Source organism: Saliniramus sp. (assembly GCF_035311605.1).
Taxonomy (GTDB): Bacteria; Pseudomonadota; Alphaproteobacteria; order Rhizobiales; family Beijerinckiaceae; genus Saliniramus.
The window spans coordinates 1-13,643 of sequence record NZ_DATGCW010000211.1 but is presented as its reverse complement, the minus strand read 5'-3'; the positions used below and the strand labels follow the sequence as shown (position 1 = coordinate 13,643).

16 protein-coding genes are annotated in these 13,643 nt (G+C 63.4%); 10 read left to right on the top strand and 6 right to left on the bottom strand.

Going from position 1 to position 13,643, the window contains the following annotated elements:
* The 6 genes from VKP01_RS09625 to VKP01_RS09600 all read left to right on the top strand — a co-directional run.
* Positions 1-261: hypothetical protein (locus tag VKP01_RS09625; RefSeq protein WP_324411931.1), on the top strand; the 261-nt coding region annotated here is incomplete at its 5' end.
* Positions 262-359: 98 nt separating this feature from the next.
* Complete coding sequence (locus VKP01_RS09620) at positions 360-1,121, top strand: sulfite exporter TauE/SafE family protein (protein ID WP_324411930.1); 762 nt, start codon at positions 360-362, stop codon at positions 1,119-1,121.
* A gap of 140 nt (positions 1,122-1,261) precedes the next feature.
* Positions 1,262-2,008 (top strand): SDR family oxidoreductase, encoded by a 747-nt coding sequence (locus VKP01_RS09615; protein WP_324411929.1) that lies wholly within the window; start codon positions 1,262-1,264, stop codon positions 2,006-2,008.
* 107 nt (positions 2,009-2,115) lie between these two features.
* Entirely contained in the window at positions 2,116-3,282 is a 1,167-nt protein-coding gene (locus VKP01_RS09610) for a phosphatase PAP2 family protein (protein WP_324411928.1), read from the top strand.
* A gap of 163 nt (positions 3,283-3,445) precedes the next feature.
* Positions 3,446-4,144: a fumarylacetoacetate hydrolase family protein gene (locus tag VKP01_RS09605; protein WP_324411927.1), complete on the top strand. Its 699-nt coding sequence runs from the start codon at positions 3,446-3,448 to the stop codon at positions 4,142-4,144.
* A gap of 38 nt (positions 4,145-4,182) precedes the next feature.
* A complete protein-coding gene (locus tag VKP01_RS09600) occupies positions 4,183-4,956 on the top strand; it encodes an HpcH/HpaI aldolase family protein (protein WP_324411926.1) in 774 nt (257 codons plus the stop codon).
* Positions 4,957-5,069: 113 nt separating this feature from the next.
* Here the strand turns inward: VKP01_RS09600 and ctrA are convergent, their stop codons facing one another.
* On the bottom strand, positions 5,070-5,771 hold the full coding sequence (gene ctrA / locus VKP01_RS09595; protein WP_074444767.1) for a response regulator transcription factor CtrA: 702 nt from the start codon (positions 5,769-5,771) through the stop codon (positions 5,070-5,072).
* A 349-nt stretch (positions 5,772-6,120) separates the two neighbouring features.
* Between ctrA and fliI the strand changes: the two genes are divergently transcribed.
* Together fliI and fliJ are read left to right on the top strand one after the other, a co-directional pair.
* Positions 6,121-7,470, top strand: a complete 1,350-nt coding sequence (fliI, locus tag VKP01_RS09590) for a flagellar protein export ATPase FliI (RefSeq protein WP_324411925.1) — start codon at positions 6,121-6,123, stop codon at positions 7,468-7,470.
* Between the two features lie 29 nt (positions 7,471-7,499).
* Positions 7,500-7,913 (top strand): flagellar export protein FliJ, encoded by a 414-nt coding sequence (gene fliJ / locus VKP01_RS09585; protein ID WP_074444769.1) that lies wholly within the window; start codon positions 7,500-7,502, stop codon positions 7,911-7,913.
* Here the strand turns inward: fliJ and VKP01_RS09580 are convergent.
* Positions 7,907-8,569, bottom strand: a complete 663-nt coding sequence (locus VKP01_RS09580; RefSeq protein ID WP_324411924.1) for a GNAT family N-acetyltransferase — start codon at positions 8,567-8,569, stop codon at positions 7,907-7,909. The two genes, fliJ and VKP01_RS09580, sit on opposite strands and share 7 nt — an antisense overlap.
* A gap of 220 nt (positions 8,570-8,789) precedes the next feature.
* On the opposite strand from VKP01_RS09580, the gene VKP01_RS09575 reads away from it, so the two are divergent.
* The gene (locus VKP01_RS09575) at positions 8,790-9,854 is read left to right on the top strand and encodes a methyl-accepting chemotaxis protein (RefSeq protein WP_324411923.1); all 1,065 of its coding nucleotides are present in this window, start codon (positions 8,790-8,792) and stop codon (positions 9,852-9,854) included.
* Positions 9,855-9,956: 102 nt separating this feature from the next.
* On the opposite strand, the gene VKP01_RS09570 is transcribed toward VKP01_RS09575, so the two are convergent.
* From VKP01_RS09570 to VKP01_RS09555, 4 genes are all read right to left on the bottom strand, one after another.
* Positions 9,957-10,643: a hypothetical protein gene (locus tag VKP01_RS09570; RefSeq protein ID WP_324411922.1), complete on the bottom strand. Its 687-nt coding sequence runs from the start codon at positions 10,641-10,643 to the stop codon at positions 9,957-9,959.
* 139 nt (positions 10,644-10,782) lie between these two features.
* Positions 10,783-11,694 carry a non-homologous end-joining DNA ligase gene (gene ligD / locus VKP01_RS09565; RefSeq protein WP_324411921.1) on the bottom strand — a complete coding sequence of 304 codons (912 nt, stop codon included), beginning with the start codon at positions 11,692-11,694 and terminating at the stop codon, positions 10,783-10,785.
* Positions 11,691-12,698 carry a non-homologous end-joining DNA ligase gene (gene ligD, locus VKP01_RS09560; protein ID WP_324411920.1) on the bottom strand — a complete coding sequence of 336 codons (1,008 nt, stop codon included), beginning with the start codon at positions 12,696-12,698 and terminating at the stop codon, positions 11,691-11,693. Before ligD (VKP01_RS09560) ends, ligD (VKP01_RS09565) begins: the two co-directional genes overlap by 4 nt.
* The gene (locus VKP01_RS09555) at positions 12,695-13,297 is read right to left on the bottom strand and encodes a DNA polymerase ligase N-terminal domain-containing protein (protein ID WP_324411919.1); all 603 of its coding nucleotides are present in this window, start codon (positions 13,295-13,297) and stop codon (positions 12,695-12,697) included. The genes ligD (VKP01_RS09560) and VKP01_RS09555 overlap by 4 nt, the downstream gene beginning before the upstream one ends.
* Positions 13,298-13,459: 162 nt before the next feature.
* Here VKP01_RS09555 and VKP01_RS09550 point away from each other — a divergent pair, with 162 nt between their 5' ends.
* Complete coding sequence (locus VKP01_RS09550; protein WP_165603999.1) at positions 13,460-13,615, top strand: DUF5993 family protein; 156 nt, start codon at positions 13,460-13,462, stop codon at positions 13,613-13,615.
* Positions 13,616-13,643: the final 28 nt, after the last annotated feature.

Sequence of the window (13,643 nt, the reverse complement as noted above, 5' to 3'; positions counted from 1 at the left end):
CGTGACTTCCTCCCTGCGGAAGCCATTTCGGAGATTCGCGACGTGCGCATCGATGCGGAGCGGCTGCGCCGCGCGCTGCTGATCGACGATAATGATCCCGATCCGTTCGGCACGTTTGCGGCAAGGCTCGGCACCACCGTCGAGAACGCCGCGCAAGCTTTCGGCAGCGCGATGGAAACGCTCGGAACGGTCATATCCGGGGCGGCTGCGATGTTCGGCTCGTGGGTCATGGAGCAGTTTCTTCGCAGACCGGCCCATTGACGCGAGCCTCCCCCGCAGCTTCGCGCACAGAAGATGGGCGAAGCTGCGGGGCGATCTTTGGGGCGGGATCGTTAGGATCGCTCCCCAGAGCACCCGCCATGATTTCAGATCCCGCGTTCTATCTCGCCGCGATTCCGGCGGTCATCCTCGTCGGCTTTGCCAAGGGCGGCTTTGCCGGCCTCGGCCTGCTGGCGCTGCCGCTGATGGCGCTGACGATTTCGCCGGTGCAGGCGCTCGCGATCATGCTGCCCATCCTGATGGTGCAGGATGTCGTCACGGTCTGGTCGTACCGCCATTCCTGGGACAAGACCAATATCCAGCGGCTCCTGCCGGGTGCGCTTCTGGGGATCGCCGCCGGCTATTTCCTCGCCGCTTACGTTTCCGAAGATGCCGTGGCGCTGACCATCGGTGTCGTCTCGGTAAGCTTTGCCATGCGCCGCCTCGTGCTGGAGCGCCGCGCAACCCTGCCGGTGGCGAGTGTCGCGGGGCCGATCGGTGGTGCGGTGTTCGGTGTGCTCTCCGGCTTTACCTCCATGGTCGCCCATGCGGGCGGGCCTCCGTTCCAGGTCTACGTCCTGCCGCAGCGGCTGCATCGCGAGATCGTGGTGGGGACCGGGGCAATCTTCTTTGCGATCCTGAACGTCGTGAAGGTCGCGCCTTTCTTCATGCTGGGGCAGTTTTCGCCGGAAAACCTCCTCACGTCGCTCGCACTGTTTCCGCTTGCCATCGCCGCGACGATCGCCGGGATCTGGCTGATCCGTCGTATCGACAGCGCGCGCTTCTACACGCTGATCTACATCCTCCTGCTCGGCGTCGGCGGCAAGTTGATCCATGACGGGCTCGGCGGGATGCTCGGCTGAGGCGACCGATCGGACGAAGCATGCGGCTTTACGCGATCCGATGCGCGTATCGCGGGCATTGCCAACGGCCGGTCGGGCATTCCATGCTCACGACAAGGATGCGGCGCGTCGTCAGTGCCGCGCATCAGGGGAGGAATGCGATGACTGGGCGGCTCACAGGAAAGATTGCCGTGGTGACTGCGGCGGGGCAGGGGATCGGGCGCGCGATCGCTGAGAGCTGCGCGGCCGAGGGCGCGCAGGTGCATGCCAGCGATCTCGATGCCGGCAAACTCGAAGGGCTGACCTGTGCCAGCGCCGATGCCCTCGACATGACCGATGGGGCGGCGATTGCCGCCTATGGCGAGAAGATCGGCGGTGTCGACATTCTGGTGAACTGCGCCGGCTACGTGGCGCACGGCACCGCGCTCGATTGCGATGACGCGGCCTGGGATTTCTCCTTCGATATCAACGTCAGATCCGCCCATCGCGCGATCCGCGCCTTCCTGCCCGGCATGCGGGCGCGCGGTGGTGGCTCGATCATCAACATCGCCTCCGCCGCCTCCTCGGTGAAGGGCGCGCCGAACCGTTACGTCTACGGCGCGACCAAGGCGGCTTTGATCGGCCTGACCAAATCCGTCGCCGTCGATTTCGTGCGCGAGGGCGTGCGCTGCAACGCGATCTGCCCGGGCACCATCGAATCCCCCTCGCTGGAGCAGCGCATCGTCGATCTCGCGCGCATGCAGGGGGTCTCCGAGGATGAGGCCCGGGCGCAGTTCGTGGCGCGCCAGATCATGGGACGGCTCGGCACCGCGCAGGAGGTGGCCTTCCTCGCGCTCTATCTCGCAAGTGACGAAGCCGCTTTCACCACCGGCGCGGTCCATATGGTTGATGGCGGCTGGAGCGCCTGATCCGGGAAGATCGGAACCGTCGTGCTTGTCACGGGTTGCAGCGAGATGAGACGATGTGATCTGTCGGTGGCATCGGCTTTTCGAGTTTGCGGCGATCGGAGATGAGCGTGGAATCGATCAGAGGCGATAATCGTCTGAAGCAGTTGCGTCTGCTGGCTTTGCGCGCGCTCGAAGCCAATGCGATGTTTCTGTTCTTCGCGGCGATCTACATCGCGCTGGCCTTCGTCGTGAGCTTCTTTCACGAGACACGCTTCTCGCTGGGCGTCTACAATCTCATGTGGATCGGTGGCGCGATCTTTATCTTCCTGATCGCCTACCTGGCCAACAAGCGGCGGGACGGATTGCTGGCGAGTATTCCGTTTCTTTCGCCAGGGGAGGATCGGCGCGGGCGTCTTCTGTTGTGGAGGCGCCTTGCTATCGCAGCGCCGGTGTTTTTTGCGCTGCCGCTTTTCGTTTCCGCCTTCACCTCGCTCAAGGCCTCGATCGGCACGATCAATCCTTATGCGCTCGATCACGTTTTCATGGAGATCGACCGTTTCCTGCATGGAGGCGTTTCCGCCTGGCGGATCCTGCATCCGGTTCTCGGCTATCCGATCGTTACGGCCACGGTATCGCTGCTTTACGAAGCGTGGTTCCCGGTGATGGCGTTCACTGTGCTGGCGGTGACGTTGTGGACTGAACGTCCGGCTCTGCGCAACCAGTTCCTGATCGCCTTCGTGCTGACCTGGGCCCTGCTCGGGACCTTCGCAGCGGTGGTCCTCTCCGCCGGCGGCCCTTGTTTTTATGGTCTTCTCTATCCCTATCGCGAAAACCCGTATGCGCCGCTGATGGCATACTTGCAGCAAGCCGATGAAATCTACCGCGTGCGCGCGCTCGACCTTCAGAATCTGCTTTGGGAGCAGTTCGAGGCGGGTGATTTACGCCCAGGCGGCGGGATCTCGGCAACGCCCAGCATGCATGTGGCGATCGCGACGCTGATCATGCTGCTCGCCTGGCGTGTCTCGCGCTGGCTCGGTATCGCAGCAGCGATCTTTCTCATCCTGACGATTGTCGCGACGGTGCATCTCGGCTGGCACTATGCCATCGACAGCTATATCTCGCTCGCCGCCGTACCGGCGATCTGGGCCTTCTCCGGGCGCGTGGCGGAATTCAACCTGCGTGGCATGCGCACCGTGCGTGGCTTCACGCCCGTTATTCCCGCAGTCCCGGAGGTGGTGACAGGCGGCGGGCGTCGCACGGACACATCCGGCGACATCCCTTTCCCTCCCGGCTGAGCCGCCATGATCTCGACAATGCGAAGGCCTGGGGTGTGCGAATGCTTGGGGTGGGCGAATGCGCATCGGGATTTTCGCCGACATGACACTTCTCCGGCGCACTTCCACCGGCTACACCTTGCAGAGAAAGCGCCAATGGCGCGAAGGCTGCAGGGAGCGCCCCATGAGTTTCATTTTTCCGCCGGCAGAACGCCCGGCTCTGCCGATCGCCGGTACCGATGCGCTTTTCCCGGTGCGCCGCGTCTATTGTGTCGGACGCAATTACGCTGCGCACGGGATCGAAATGGGCGGTGACCCCTCGCGCGAGCCGCCCTTCTTCTTCATGAAGCCGGCCGATGCGCTCCAGCCCGTCCCGGATGGACAGTTGGCCGAGCATCCCTATCCCCCGGGCACGGAAAACTATCATTTCGAGATCGAGATGGTGGTGGCGCTGAAATCCGGCGGGCGCGACATTCCCGTCGCAAAGGCGCTCGACTGTGTCTACGGCTATGCGGTCGGTATCGACATGACCCGCCGCGATCTCCAGGACGAGGCCAAGCAGATGCGCCGGCCCTGGGAACTCGCCAAGGGCGGCGATTGTTCCGGCCCTGTCGGCCCGCTGCACCCGGTCTCGCAGGTTGGCCACCCGGCGCGTGGTTCCATCGCCCTGGCGGTCGACGGCACCACGCGTCAGGATGCGGATCTGGCGGAGATGATCTGGTCCGTGGCCGAGCAGATCGCCTATCTGTCGCGCTATTTCGAGGTGATGCCCGGCGATGTCATCTTCTCCGGCACGCCCGCCGGCGTCGGTGCCGTGGCGCGCGGCGAAACCATGACGGCCTCGATCGACGGGCTGGGCAGCATCGCCCTGCGCGTCGTCTGACCAGCGCTCATCACAGCTTTCAGCGGAAGGAAACACCCATGTCCCCGGTCACTGCATTGCGCGACGGCCTCGATGCCGGCAAGCCGCTCCTGAGCGCCTGGTGCGGTATTCCGGAGCCGGCGATACCGGCCCTGCTTGCGAAGGAGGATTTCGATCTCGTCACCCTCGACATGCAACACGGGGCCGTTGATTTCGCGCAGACCCTGCGGGCGCTGCCGCTCATCGCCGCCACTGGCAAGCCGATGCTCGCGCGTATCCCGGTCGGTGATTTCGCCACCGCTTCGCGCCTGCTCGATGCTGGCGCCAGCGGCGTGATCGCACCGATGATCAACACGCTCGACGATGCGCAGCGCTTCGCCAGGGCGATGAAATTTCCGCCGCAGGGTGAGCGCAGCTGGGGGCCGCATGCAGCGCTCGCCCTCTCCGGGCTCACGGCGGATGCCTACTTCAAGCAGGCGAATGCTTTCTCGATTGCGCTCGCCATGGTGGAGACGCGCGAATCGCTCGCGATCATCGACGATATCCTCGCGACTTCCGGCATTGACGGCGTATTCATCGGCCCGGCCGATCTCTCCATCGCGCTGTCGGACGGGCGTGTTGTGGATGCGCAATCGCGGGAAGTCGAAGTCGCGCTCGATCATGCGGTGTCGCGCGCGCGTGACGCAGGCAAGGTTGCCGCCGTCTATGCTCCGACGCCGGAGCGCGCGAGTGCCTTGATGCAACGCGGCTTCGACATCGTCGCGCTCGGCTCGGACGTCAACCTCCTGCGTGCCGGCGCACAGGCCTGGATCGGTACTGCGCGCGGCGGCTGAGGGCAGGGCGGGCGGCGTTCGCGCCGGACCCACCGGTCGCGCGTTGCTGCCATCAACGAAAAAGCCTCCCGCAGGGGAGGCTCATCGCTCGTGGCCGATCCGGATGAAGCGCGTCAACTGGCGACGCGCTCCTCGTTTTCGTTGGGCTCGCGCAGCACATAGCCGCGACCCCAGACCGTCTCGATATAATTCTTGCCCTGAGAAGCATTGGCCAGCTTCTTGCGCAGCTTGCAGATGAAGACGTCGATGATCTTCAACTCGGGCTCGTCCATCCCGCCATAGAGGTGGTTGAGGAACATTTCCTTGGTGAGCGTCGTCCCCTTGCGCAGGGAAAGCAGCTCCAGCATCTGATATTCCTTGCCCGTGAGGTGCACCCGGGCGCCGCCGACTTCGACGGTCTTGGTGTCGAGATTGACGACGAGATCGCCGGTGGTGATCACCGACTGGGCGTGACCCTTGGAACGGCGGACGATCGCATGGATGCGGGCGACCAGTTCGTCCTTGTGGAAGGGCTTCGTCAGATAGTCGTCGGCGCCGAAACCAAGACCGCGTACCTTGTCCTCGATACCGGCCATGCCGGAAAGGATCAGGATGGGTGTCTTGATCTTGGCAACACGCAACGTGCGCAGAACCTCGTAACCCGACATGTCGGGAAGATTGAGGTCGAGGAGGATGATGTCGTAATCGTAGAGCTTGCCGAGATCGACGCCCTCTTCGCCGAGATCGGTGGTGTAGACGTTGAAATCCTCGGATTTCAACATCAGTTCGATGCTTTGCGCCGTTGCGCCGTCGTCCTCGATGAGAAGTACGCGCATGTTTCAGATCCCCAGCATGGCTCGAGCGTGTTCGGGCAAAGCGTCCTCACCCGTTCACCACGGTGTCCCCGTGGTGAGCGCCCCTTTCCGTCCGATTCGCAACGCTATGCCTCAATGGTTAACAAAACCTGATTCCGGTGTGCAAGCAGATAAATGCCGATTGCGAGCGAATCGGTATAATATCTTGACTCACCGACAGTTTTTGCCCTCCGAAGGCTTAACGTTCCGCATGAAGAAAACCAGCTAAGCGATTCACCAGACTCGCTTTCGCCCCGAGCTAACGCACCATGGCCCGTTAATCTCGGCTTCAGCAGTCTTAACGAAGCGAGTAAACGAAAGGTTAGCATCCGTGAAAGAATCATTGCGCAGCGACGGCAAATTTGCGGCAGCCCGCCGCGCGCTCGACGATATCGACGATATCGACGTTTACGGTCGCGTCGTCGCAGTGCGCGGCCTGCTGATCGAGATCGCCGGCCCTGTCGGCGCGATGCGACTGGGCGGGCGTATCGAGATCGATATCGATGGTGGCGCGAATGTTCCCTGCGAGGTGATCGGCTTCGAGGGCGACCGCGCGCTCGCCATGCCGTTCGGGAATCTCGACGGTGTCAGAAGAGGTTGCGCGGCGCATGTGCGCCGCGCCGCCGGCTCGGTTCGACCCGACCCGGCCTGGCTGGGGCGGGTGGTCGATGCGCTCGGCCGCCCGGTGGATGGTGGCCTGCCTTTGCAGGAAGGCAGCTTCGCCTATCCGTTTCGCGCAGAGCCGCCGGCGGCTCATGCGCGCCGGCGCGTGGGGGTGCCCCTCGATCTCGGCGTGCGCGCCCTCAACACGTTCGCCACCTGCTGCGCGGGCCAGCGTATGGGCATATTCGCCGGATCGGGTGTGGGCAAATCCGTCCTCCTGTCGATGCTGGCGCGCTACACCGCCGCTGATGTCGCGGTGATCGGCCTCGTCGGCGAGCGCGGGCGCGAAGTACAGGAATTCCTCCAGGACGATCTCGGCCCCGAGGGACTCGCGCGCTCCGTCGTCGTCGTGGCCACATCTGACGAACCGGCCCTGATGCGCCGCAACGCGGCCTATCTCACCCTGACGCTGGCCGAATATTTCCGTGACCAGGGCAAGTCCGTGCTGTGCATGATCGATTCCATCACCCGTTTCGCCATGGCCCAGCGCGATATCGGCCTCGCCGGCGGTGAGCCGCCCACGGCCAAGGGTTATACGCCGACCGTCTTCTCGGAACTGCCGCGCCTGTTGGAGCGCGCCGGGCCGGGGACCGGGGATGGGACGATCACCGGCCTGTTCACGGTTCTGGTCGAGGGCGACGATCACAACGAGCCCGTCGCTGATGCGGTTCGCGGCATTCTCGACGGTCATATCGTGATGGAGCGCGCCATTGCCGAACGCGGGCGCTATCCGGCCATCAATGTGCTCAAATCCGTCTCGCGCACCATGCCCAAATCCTGCGATCCGGAATACTGGCCTGTGGTGCAGCGTGCGCGACAGGTGCTCGCCACCTATTCCGACATGGAAGAGCTGATCCGGCTCGGCGCCTACCGGCCCGGATCCTCACTGGAAGTGGATGAGGCGATACGGCTGAATCCCGAATTGGAAAGCTTCCTCGGTCAGGGTAAGGAAGAGTCAACTTCCATCCGTCATGGTTACCAGCGGTTGGCGCAGATCCTGTCCGCGCCGCAGACGTGATGTGTGGTCTGGGTTGGAGTTGAAGGACGATGAAATCGCGTGACACGCTCATTCGCCTGAAGCGTTTTCAGGTTGACGAAAAGCGCCGGCGCGTGGCGCAGATCGAGATGATGATCGCAGACTTCGAGCGTATGGCGGCAGATCTGCAGGCCGAGATCGCATCGGAGGAGCAGAAAGCCGGGATTACCGATACCGCGCATTTCGCCTATCCCACCTATGCGAAGGCGGCGGCGCAGCGGCGCGAGAACCTTCTGCAATCTGCGGCCAACCTCAAGGGCGAGCTCGACGATGCCAAGGGCGAACTCGCCGAGGCTTTCGAGGAGCTCAAGAAGGTCGAGATCCTCGATGACCGCGAGAAGGGCGCCGAGCGCAGCGCTGCGGGTGCGCGCGAACAAGCGCAGATGGATCAGCTCGGCCTGTCCCGGGCCGTCCGCGGTTACTGATCGTCGTGATCGCCAACACTGCCCGGCAGGGGGATGAACGGCACATGCGCCGCCGCCCACTGCGGCAGCAACCCGTCATGGCGCGGGTCATCCATGATTTCGATCGCGAGCTTGTAGGGCGTGAAGCCGCAGCGGCGATAAAAGGCGAATGCGCCGGGATGATCGAAATGGCAGGTATGCACGAAGAAGCTTGAGATCGGTCGCGCGAAGGCGCGCAGGATGGCGAAATCCATCAGGAAACGCCCGTTACCCTTGCCGACGGCATCGGGCACAAGTCCGAAGTAGGCGAGCTCGCAGGTATTGTCGCCGCGAAAATCGAGCTCGAGCAGGCCCGCCGGGCGGTCATCCGCAAAAAGCGCAAAACGCTCGAACCCGGGATCGGCCAGCAATGCTTCGAGCGCCGCATCATCGAGGCGCAGGCGCCCCGCCCACAGCCAATCCTCACCAATCGCGCGAAACAGCGCCCGATAGGCGTCGGGCTCAGGCGTATAGGGGTGGATCGCGATATCCGCAGGCGCCTCGGCGGGCATTCTGTCGGGTGGCGCGGTCATGGCGAGATAGGTGACCAGCGTGGCGAGTTTGCCGGGAGGCAGGTCCGTGTACCCGTCAAGCAGGCAGGGCAGAACGGCATCAGAAGGGCTGTGTTCATCCGACATGCTGCAGCGATACCAGAATCATGCGCGCAGGCAAAGCCGCGACAGACGCCGCGCAATCTGCGCCGTCGGCCAGATGTGGATGGATTGCTGAAAATAGAATCATAGATGCATAAACAAACATCAAGCTTGGCCTTATATTTCAACGCGATATTAACCACCATCATAAATAGTGAAGAATATAAGCTATACAATCTTATCGGCGACGTCACGGGGCGAAGATATGGCAGCGGTAGCGATGAAGCAGGTCGAGGAACAGCAGGCAACAAGCCTGAACGATATCGCAAGGGTCACCAATGAGGTGCGCGGGCTTGCAGCGGAGAAGACGCGACGGATTCAGCAGGTGACGGGGCAGATGCGCATTCTCGCCCTGAATGCCATGATCGAGGCGACGCGGGCGGGCGAATACGGGCGCGGCTTTTCCGTCGTCGCACAGGAGGTTCGCACCGTTGGCAGCGAGATCGAGGGCGTGGCCAAGGAGCTCGAAGCGCATCTCACGCATCGGATTCTCGAGTTGCAGAACCAGGTTGAATCCCTTGCCGATCAGGCCCAGGGCGAGCGACTCGTCGATCTCTCCCTTAACGCGATCGAACTGATCGACCGCAATCTCTTCGAGCGTACCTGCGATGTGCGCTGGTGGGCCACCGATTCGGCGGTGGTCGATTGTGCGCGCGAACCCGACGACGAGGCCGTCGCCTATGCCTGCCGCCGGCTGGGCGTCATCCTCGGCGCCTACACGGTCTATCTCGATCTGTGGCTGTGTGATCTCGAGGGCAATGTCATCGCCAATGCCCGGCCCGAGCGCTACGGCGCGATCGGTCGCAATGTGGCACATGAGCCATGGTTCGCCAGCGCCGCCGGCCTCGCCTCCGGGGATGATTACGCGGTCGGCAGTGTCGGGCGCCAGAGAGAACTGGATAACGGGCAGGTGCTCACCTATTGCGCCAGCGTGCGCGAAAACGGTGAGGCGCATGGCCGGCCGCTCGGCGTCCTCGCAATCCATTTCGACTGGGAGCCGCAGGCGCGCGCCATCGTCGACGGTGTGCGCATCGCCCCAGACGAGCGCGAGATCACGCGCGTCCTCCTGGTCGATTCCGACCACCGCATCATCGCGGCATCGGACGGTGAGGGGATCCTGAGCGAGCGGGTGAACCTGCGCACCGACAACCAGCGCTCCGGGCATTATCGCGAGGCGGACGGCACCACGGTCGCCTTCCACGCCACACCCGGCTACGAGACCTATGCGGGGCTGGGCTGGTACGGCGTCATCAAGCGGCGCCCCGACTGACATGCCTCGAAAGGTTTGCGCCCCAAAAAGGGGCGATACTTCGCCCGTGAAGCACCGGCGGGGAAGATCAGCACGTGCCGAACTGTTGCTTGTCAGCCTTGATCACGCAGGTTCCTTGCCGCGTATCGCGTCGATATCGTGCCGGCGCGCCGCCTGCGTGAGCGCGGTGGCGAAGAGCGGGAAGTCTTCGCGCGGGACCAAGCCGGCCAGTGTCCCGGGATCCCGGGGCAGGCCGAGCTGATCGGCGGCGTCGAGGGCGTGCTTGTCCAGAAACGGGTAGAGCTCGTCCCAGATCGATTGTACCTCGCGGAAGAAGATGTCGACCCCGACATCGCCGAGCCCCTTGAACGCCTTGAGGCGCTTGCGCTCGGCCTGTGGCTTGGCGCCGGCTGTCTCGCGCAGGATGCGCAGATCACCCTTGTATTGCTCCAGCAGCATCTGCGCGCTTTCGCCGAGCATGCGCGATGTGCTCTCGTCGTAGCGGGCGTAACCGGCCTGGTTCAGTACCTCGGTGCGCTCTTCCCACGTGCTCTCCGCCATGGCTTGCGGCGTCCGCCATCCGGCTTCGCTGAGCGCGCGGGCGGCGGCGCAGGCGATATCGGCATTGATACGCGCGCTGAACAGGATCGAGGCCACCAGCCACCGAAACAGCGGCGAAGGCGTGCCTTGTTCGATGGGAATGGAGAGTTTGTCACAGAAGGTTTGTCCGTGCCGCTGCATCAGCGCGTCGACGATCTCCTCCTGGGAGCGCGTCGTTTCCGGTTTTTGACCAGCTTTCGCCTCGGACATGGCGCAAGTTCCTCTGCATCTGCACAATCTGAAGATCAACGCACGCAGGCGAAAGCTGTTCCGGCGCCATCGAAGACCCGATGCACGAAGCTGCGCATGATGGTTTTCGCAGCCATCACAGGGAAGGGCTATTGCTCCCTCAGGGCCCGTGCTGATCGAGGGTCTTTTCCAGCGCCTCGATGGGGATCGCATTCTTGTCGATCCGCGCCCAGGGATCGTCCTTTGCGCCGAGGCGGCGGAAGATGTTCGTCAGGGTGTAGCGCTGTGGATGCATGTCACCGGTCAGCGCCTCGTCCCAGTCGAGGGGCGTGGCGATCGGTGCGCCGGGAAGCGGGCGCACGGCGTAGGGCGCCACCGCTGTCTGGCCGTAGGCGTTGCGCCCGATATCCAGATAGACCCTGTTGCCGCGTTTCGCCTTGCGCAGTTCGGTGGTGAGATCATCCGGGTGAGCCTTTGCCAGATGCGCGGCGAGCCGGTCGGCGCAAGCCCTGACCGCGTCGAAAGACGCCGATCGGTCGAGCGGCACCACGACATGCAGCCCCTTCGAGCCCGTCGTCTTCACGAAGCTCGCAATATCGGCCTCGTCGAAAAGCATGCGCAGGCGCCGCGCGGCCATCTGCACCTTGCCGAAATCATCATCGGACGGGTCGAGATCGATGATCAGCCGGTCGGGCCGGTCGATCGCGTCGATCGTCGAGAGGCCGAGATGGGGCGTGATGCAGCCCTGATTGGCCAGATAGACGAGCGTCGCGGCATCGTTGGCGATCACCTGTCTGAGGCTGCCGCCTTCCTTGTCGAGCGTGGCCCGTTCGATCCAGTCGGGGAAATGGTCGGGCGCTTCCTTCTGGAAGAAACCATCTCTGTCGATGCCATCAGGGAATCGGTGCATGGTCAGCGGGCGCCCGCGATAATGGGGAATCGCGATTTCGGCGATGCGTCGGTAGTAGTCGACCAGATCGCCCTTGCTGATTCCGTCTTGCGGAAACAGCGGCTTGTCCTGGTTCGACAGGCTGATCACGCGCCCGTCGACATGAACGTTCGCGTCACTCATGGCTTTTCGGGGGTCTCGCGCACGACATCCCCCGCCTCCTTGTCACGACGCAGGCCGAGAAAGCGCGGATGGCGCAGCTTGCCGTCCTGCGTCCATTCCGTGAAGCCGAATTCACCCACGATATCGGGCGTGACGAAGGTCGCGTCAGCCTCATCGACCGGGTCATCGAACGGCGCGGTCTTGCGTGTCATCGCCGCCAGACGCCGGCGGAAATCCGTGAGGAAGGCCTCATCGAAGCCGGTCCCGACCTTGCCGGCATAGTGCAGGCTGTCACCTTCGTAATAGCCGACCAGCAACGCGCCGAAGCCCTTGCGGACCCCCTTCGGCGCCGTGAATCCCCCGATGACGAGTTCCTGCCGGCAGTCGCATTTGAATTTGAGCCAGTCGCGGGAGCGGCTGTGGCGATAGCCGCTCGCGGCATTCTTGGCGATCAGCCCTTCCCAACCACGCGAACAGGCGTCTTCGAAAAAGGCTTCGCCATCACCATTGCGGTGCGGGGTGTAGCGCAGCGGATCTTCGAAACGCAGCACCTGACGGAGCAGGCTCTTGCGGGTGCGCAAGGCCAAGTCGTCGAGGCTGAAGCCACCGAGATGGAGGATGTCGAAGAGGTAGAAATACACCGCCACACCGCTCTTGCGCGCCTCCTGCGGATCAGTGATCCCCATGCGCTGCTGAAGGCGCGAGAAGCTGGTGCGCCCGTTCTCCAATGTGACGATCTCGCCGTCGATGACGAAATCCTGGCACCCCTGCTTGGCCAGCGCATCGACGATCTCGGGATAGGTTTCACCGATATCCTTGCGGTTGCGCGTGAGCAGCCGGATGCAGTCACCGTCACGAAAACACAGGGCGCGCTCGCCGTCGAGCTTGCGCTCGAAGATCCAGTCGGGATCATAAAAGCGCTCATGGGTAAGCGTGGCAAGCATCGGCGCGGTCCAGTCCGGATGCGCCTGTCGCGCAATGCGCTCGCGCTCCCGCGCCGACAGCCTGTCGCGCCACTTCGTCATGACGCGTCTTCCGCGTCGCCATCGCCTTCCTGCCGCCTGACCTGCGCGATCGTGCGCTTGCTGATGACGGATTCCGGTTGCGTCGAGACCGGATTGCGGCGCGCGTCGGCAGCATCGTCATCCATCTTCACGAGCAGCCATTTCTCGTCATCACCGGTATCGGTGCGTTGCAGGGCGTATCCGCCCGAGATCTTTTCGCCTTCCAGGTGCATGAGCAGATGCCCCTGTTCGAGCGCCTTCTCGGCGGAAACGATCCCGTCACCCTTGCGGGTGATGTTTTCCCAGGTACCGCGATCCCAGACCAGAACCGTCCCGGCGCCGTATTCCCCTTCGGGGATTACACCCTCGAAATCGGCATAGTCGCGTGGATGGTCCTCGGTAGGCAGGGCCAGGCGCTTGTCGCGCGGATCGGTGGAGGGGCCCTTCGGGATCGCCCAGGATTTGAGTGCGCCACCGACACTGATGCGAAAATCATAGTGCAGGCTGGAGGCGTCGTGCTTCTGAATGACGAAGATCCGCGCATCATCTTTCTCGCCCCGCCGGGCTTTCGGCTCCGGCGTTTGCGAGAAGTCCCGTTTCTTGCCATATCCCGCTGTCATCAGTGATTCCGCTCCATGGTCTGTCCCGACCGATTCAAGTCCGGATCGGGCATTTGCGTTCCACGGATTCCGCATGCAACACATTGCCTGTGGGCGATCGGCAAGCGATGGTGCGGATGTCATGCCTGCTGATTCACCCAAGAACGAGGGAAGGAACAGCCGATGATGGCTTTGCCGTTCGTCATCGTTTTCGCCGGTCTCGCCTTTGCCTGGTATGGTCGGCGCGGCTGGGCGCTGGGGAGTGGGCTCGCCGCGATCGCGCTCACACTGATGCTGTTTCGCCTGCATGCGACGGACAGCCTCGCGCTGTCCTTCTGACCGGTGCCGCGATGATTGATGCTGCAAC

Excerpts from the sequence above, each read along its gene's own strand:
- VKP01_RS09620 (WP_324411930.1), top strand. The coding sequence starts at position 360 with ATGATTTCAGATCCCGCGTTCTATCTCGCCGCGATTCCGGCGGTCATC.
- VKP01_RS09615 (WP_324411929.1), top strand. The coding sequence starts at position 1,262 with ATGACTGGGCGGCTCACAGGAAAGATTGCCGTGGTGACTGCGGCGGGG.
- VKP01_RS09605 (WP_324411927.1), top strand. The coding sequence starts at position 3,446 with ATGAGTTTCATTTTTCCGCCGGCAGAACGCCCGGCTCTGCCGATCGCC.
- VKP01_RS09600 (WP_324411926.1), top strand. The coding sequence starts at position 4,183 with ATGTCCCCGGTCACTGCATTGCGCGACGGCCTCGATGCCGGCAAGCCG.
- ctrA (WP_074444767.1), bottom strand. The coding sequence starts at position 5,771 with ATGCGCGTACTTCTCATCGAGGACGACGGCGCAACGGCGCAAAGCATC.
- fliJ (WP_074444769.1), top strand. The coding sequence starts at position 7,500 with ATGAAATCGCGTGACACGCTCATTCGCCTGAAGCGTTTTCAGGTTGAC.
- VKP01_RS09580 (WP_324411924.1), bottom strand. The coding sequence starts at position 8,569 with ATGTCGGATGAACACAGCCCTTCTGATGCCGTTCTGCCCTGCCTGCTT.
- VKP01_RS09575 (WP_324411923.1), top strand. The coding sequence starts at position 8,790 with ATGGCAGCGGTAGCGATGAAGCAGGTCGAGGAACAGCAGGCAACAAGC.
- VKP01_RS09570 (WP_324411922.1), bottom strand. The coding sequence starts at position 10,643 with ATGTCCGAGGCGAAAGCTGGTCAAAAACCGGAAACGACGCGCTCCCAG.
- ligD (WP_324411921.1), bottom strand. The coding sequence starts at position 11,694 with ATGAGTGACGCGAACGTTCATGTCGACGGGCGCGTGATCAGCCTGTCG.
- ligD (WP_324411920.1), bottom strand. The coding sequence starts at position 12,698 with ATGACGAAGTGGCGCGACAGGCTGTCGGCGCGGGAGCGCGAGCGCATT.
- VKP01_RS09555 (WP_324411919.1), bottom strand. The coding sequence starts at position 13,297 with ATGACAGCGGGATATGGCAAGAAACGGGACTTCTCGCAAACGCCGGAG.
- VKP01_RS09550 (WP_165603999.1), top strand. The coding sequence starts at position 13,460 with ATGATGGCTTTGCCGTTCGTCATCGTTTTCGCCGGTCTCGCCTTTGCC.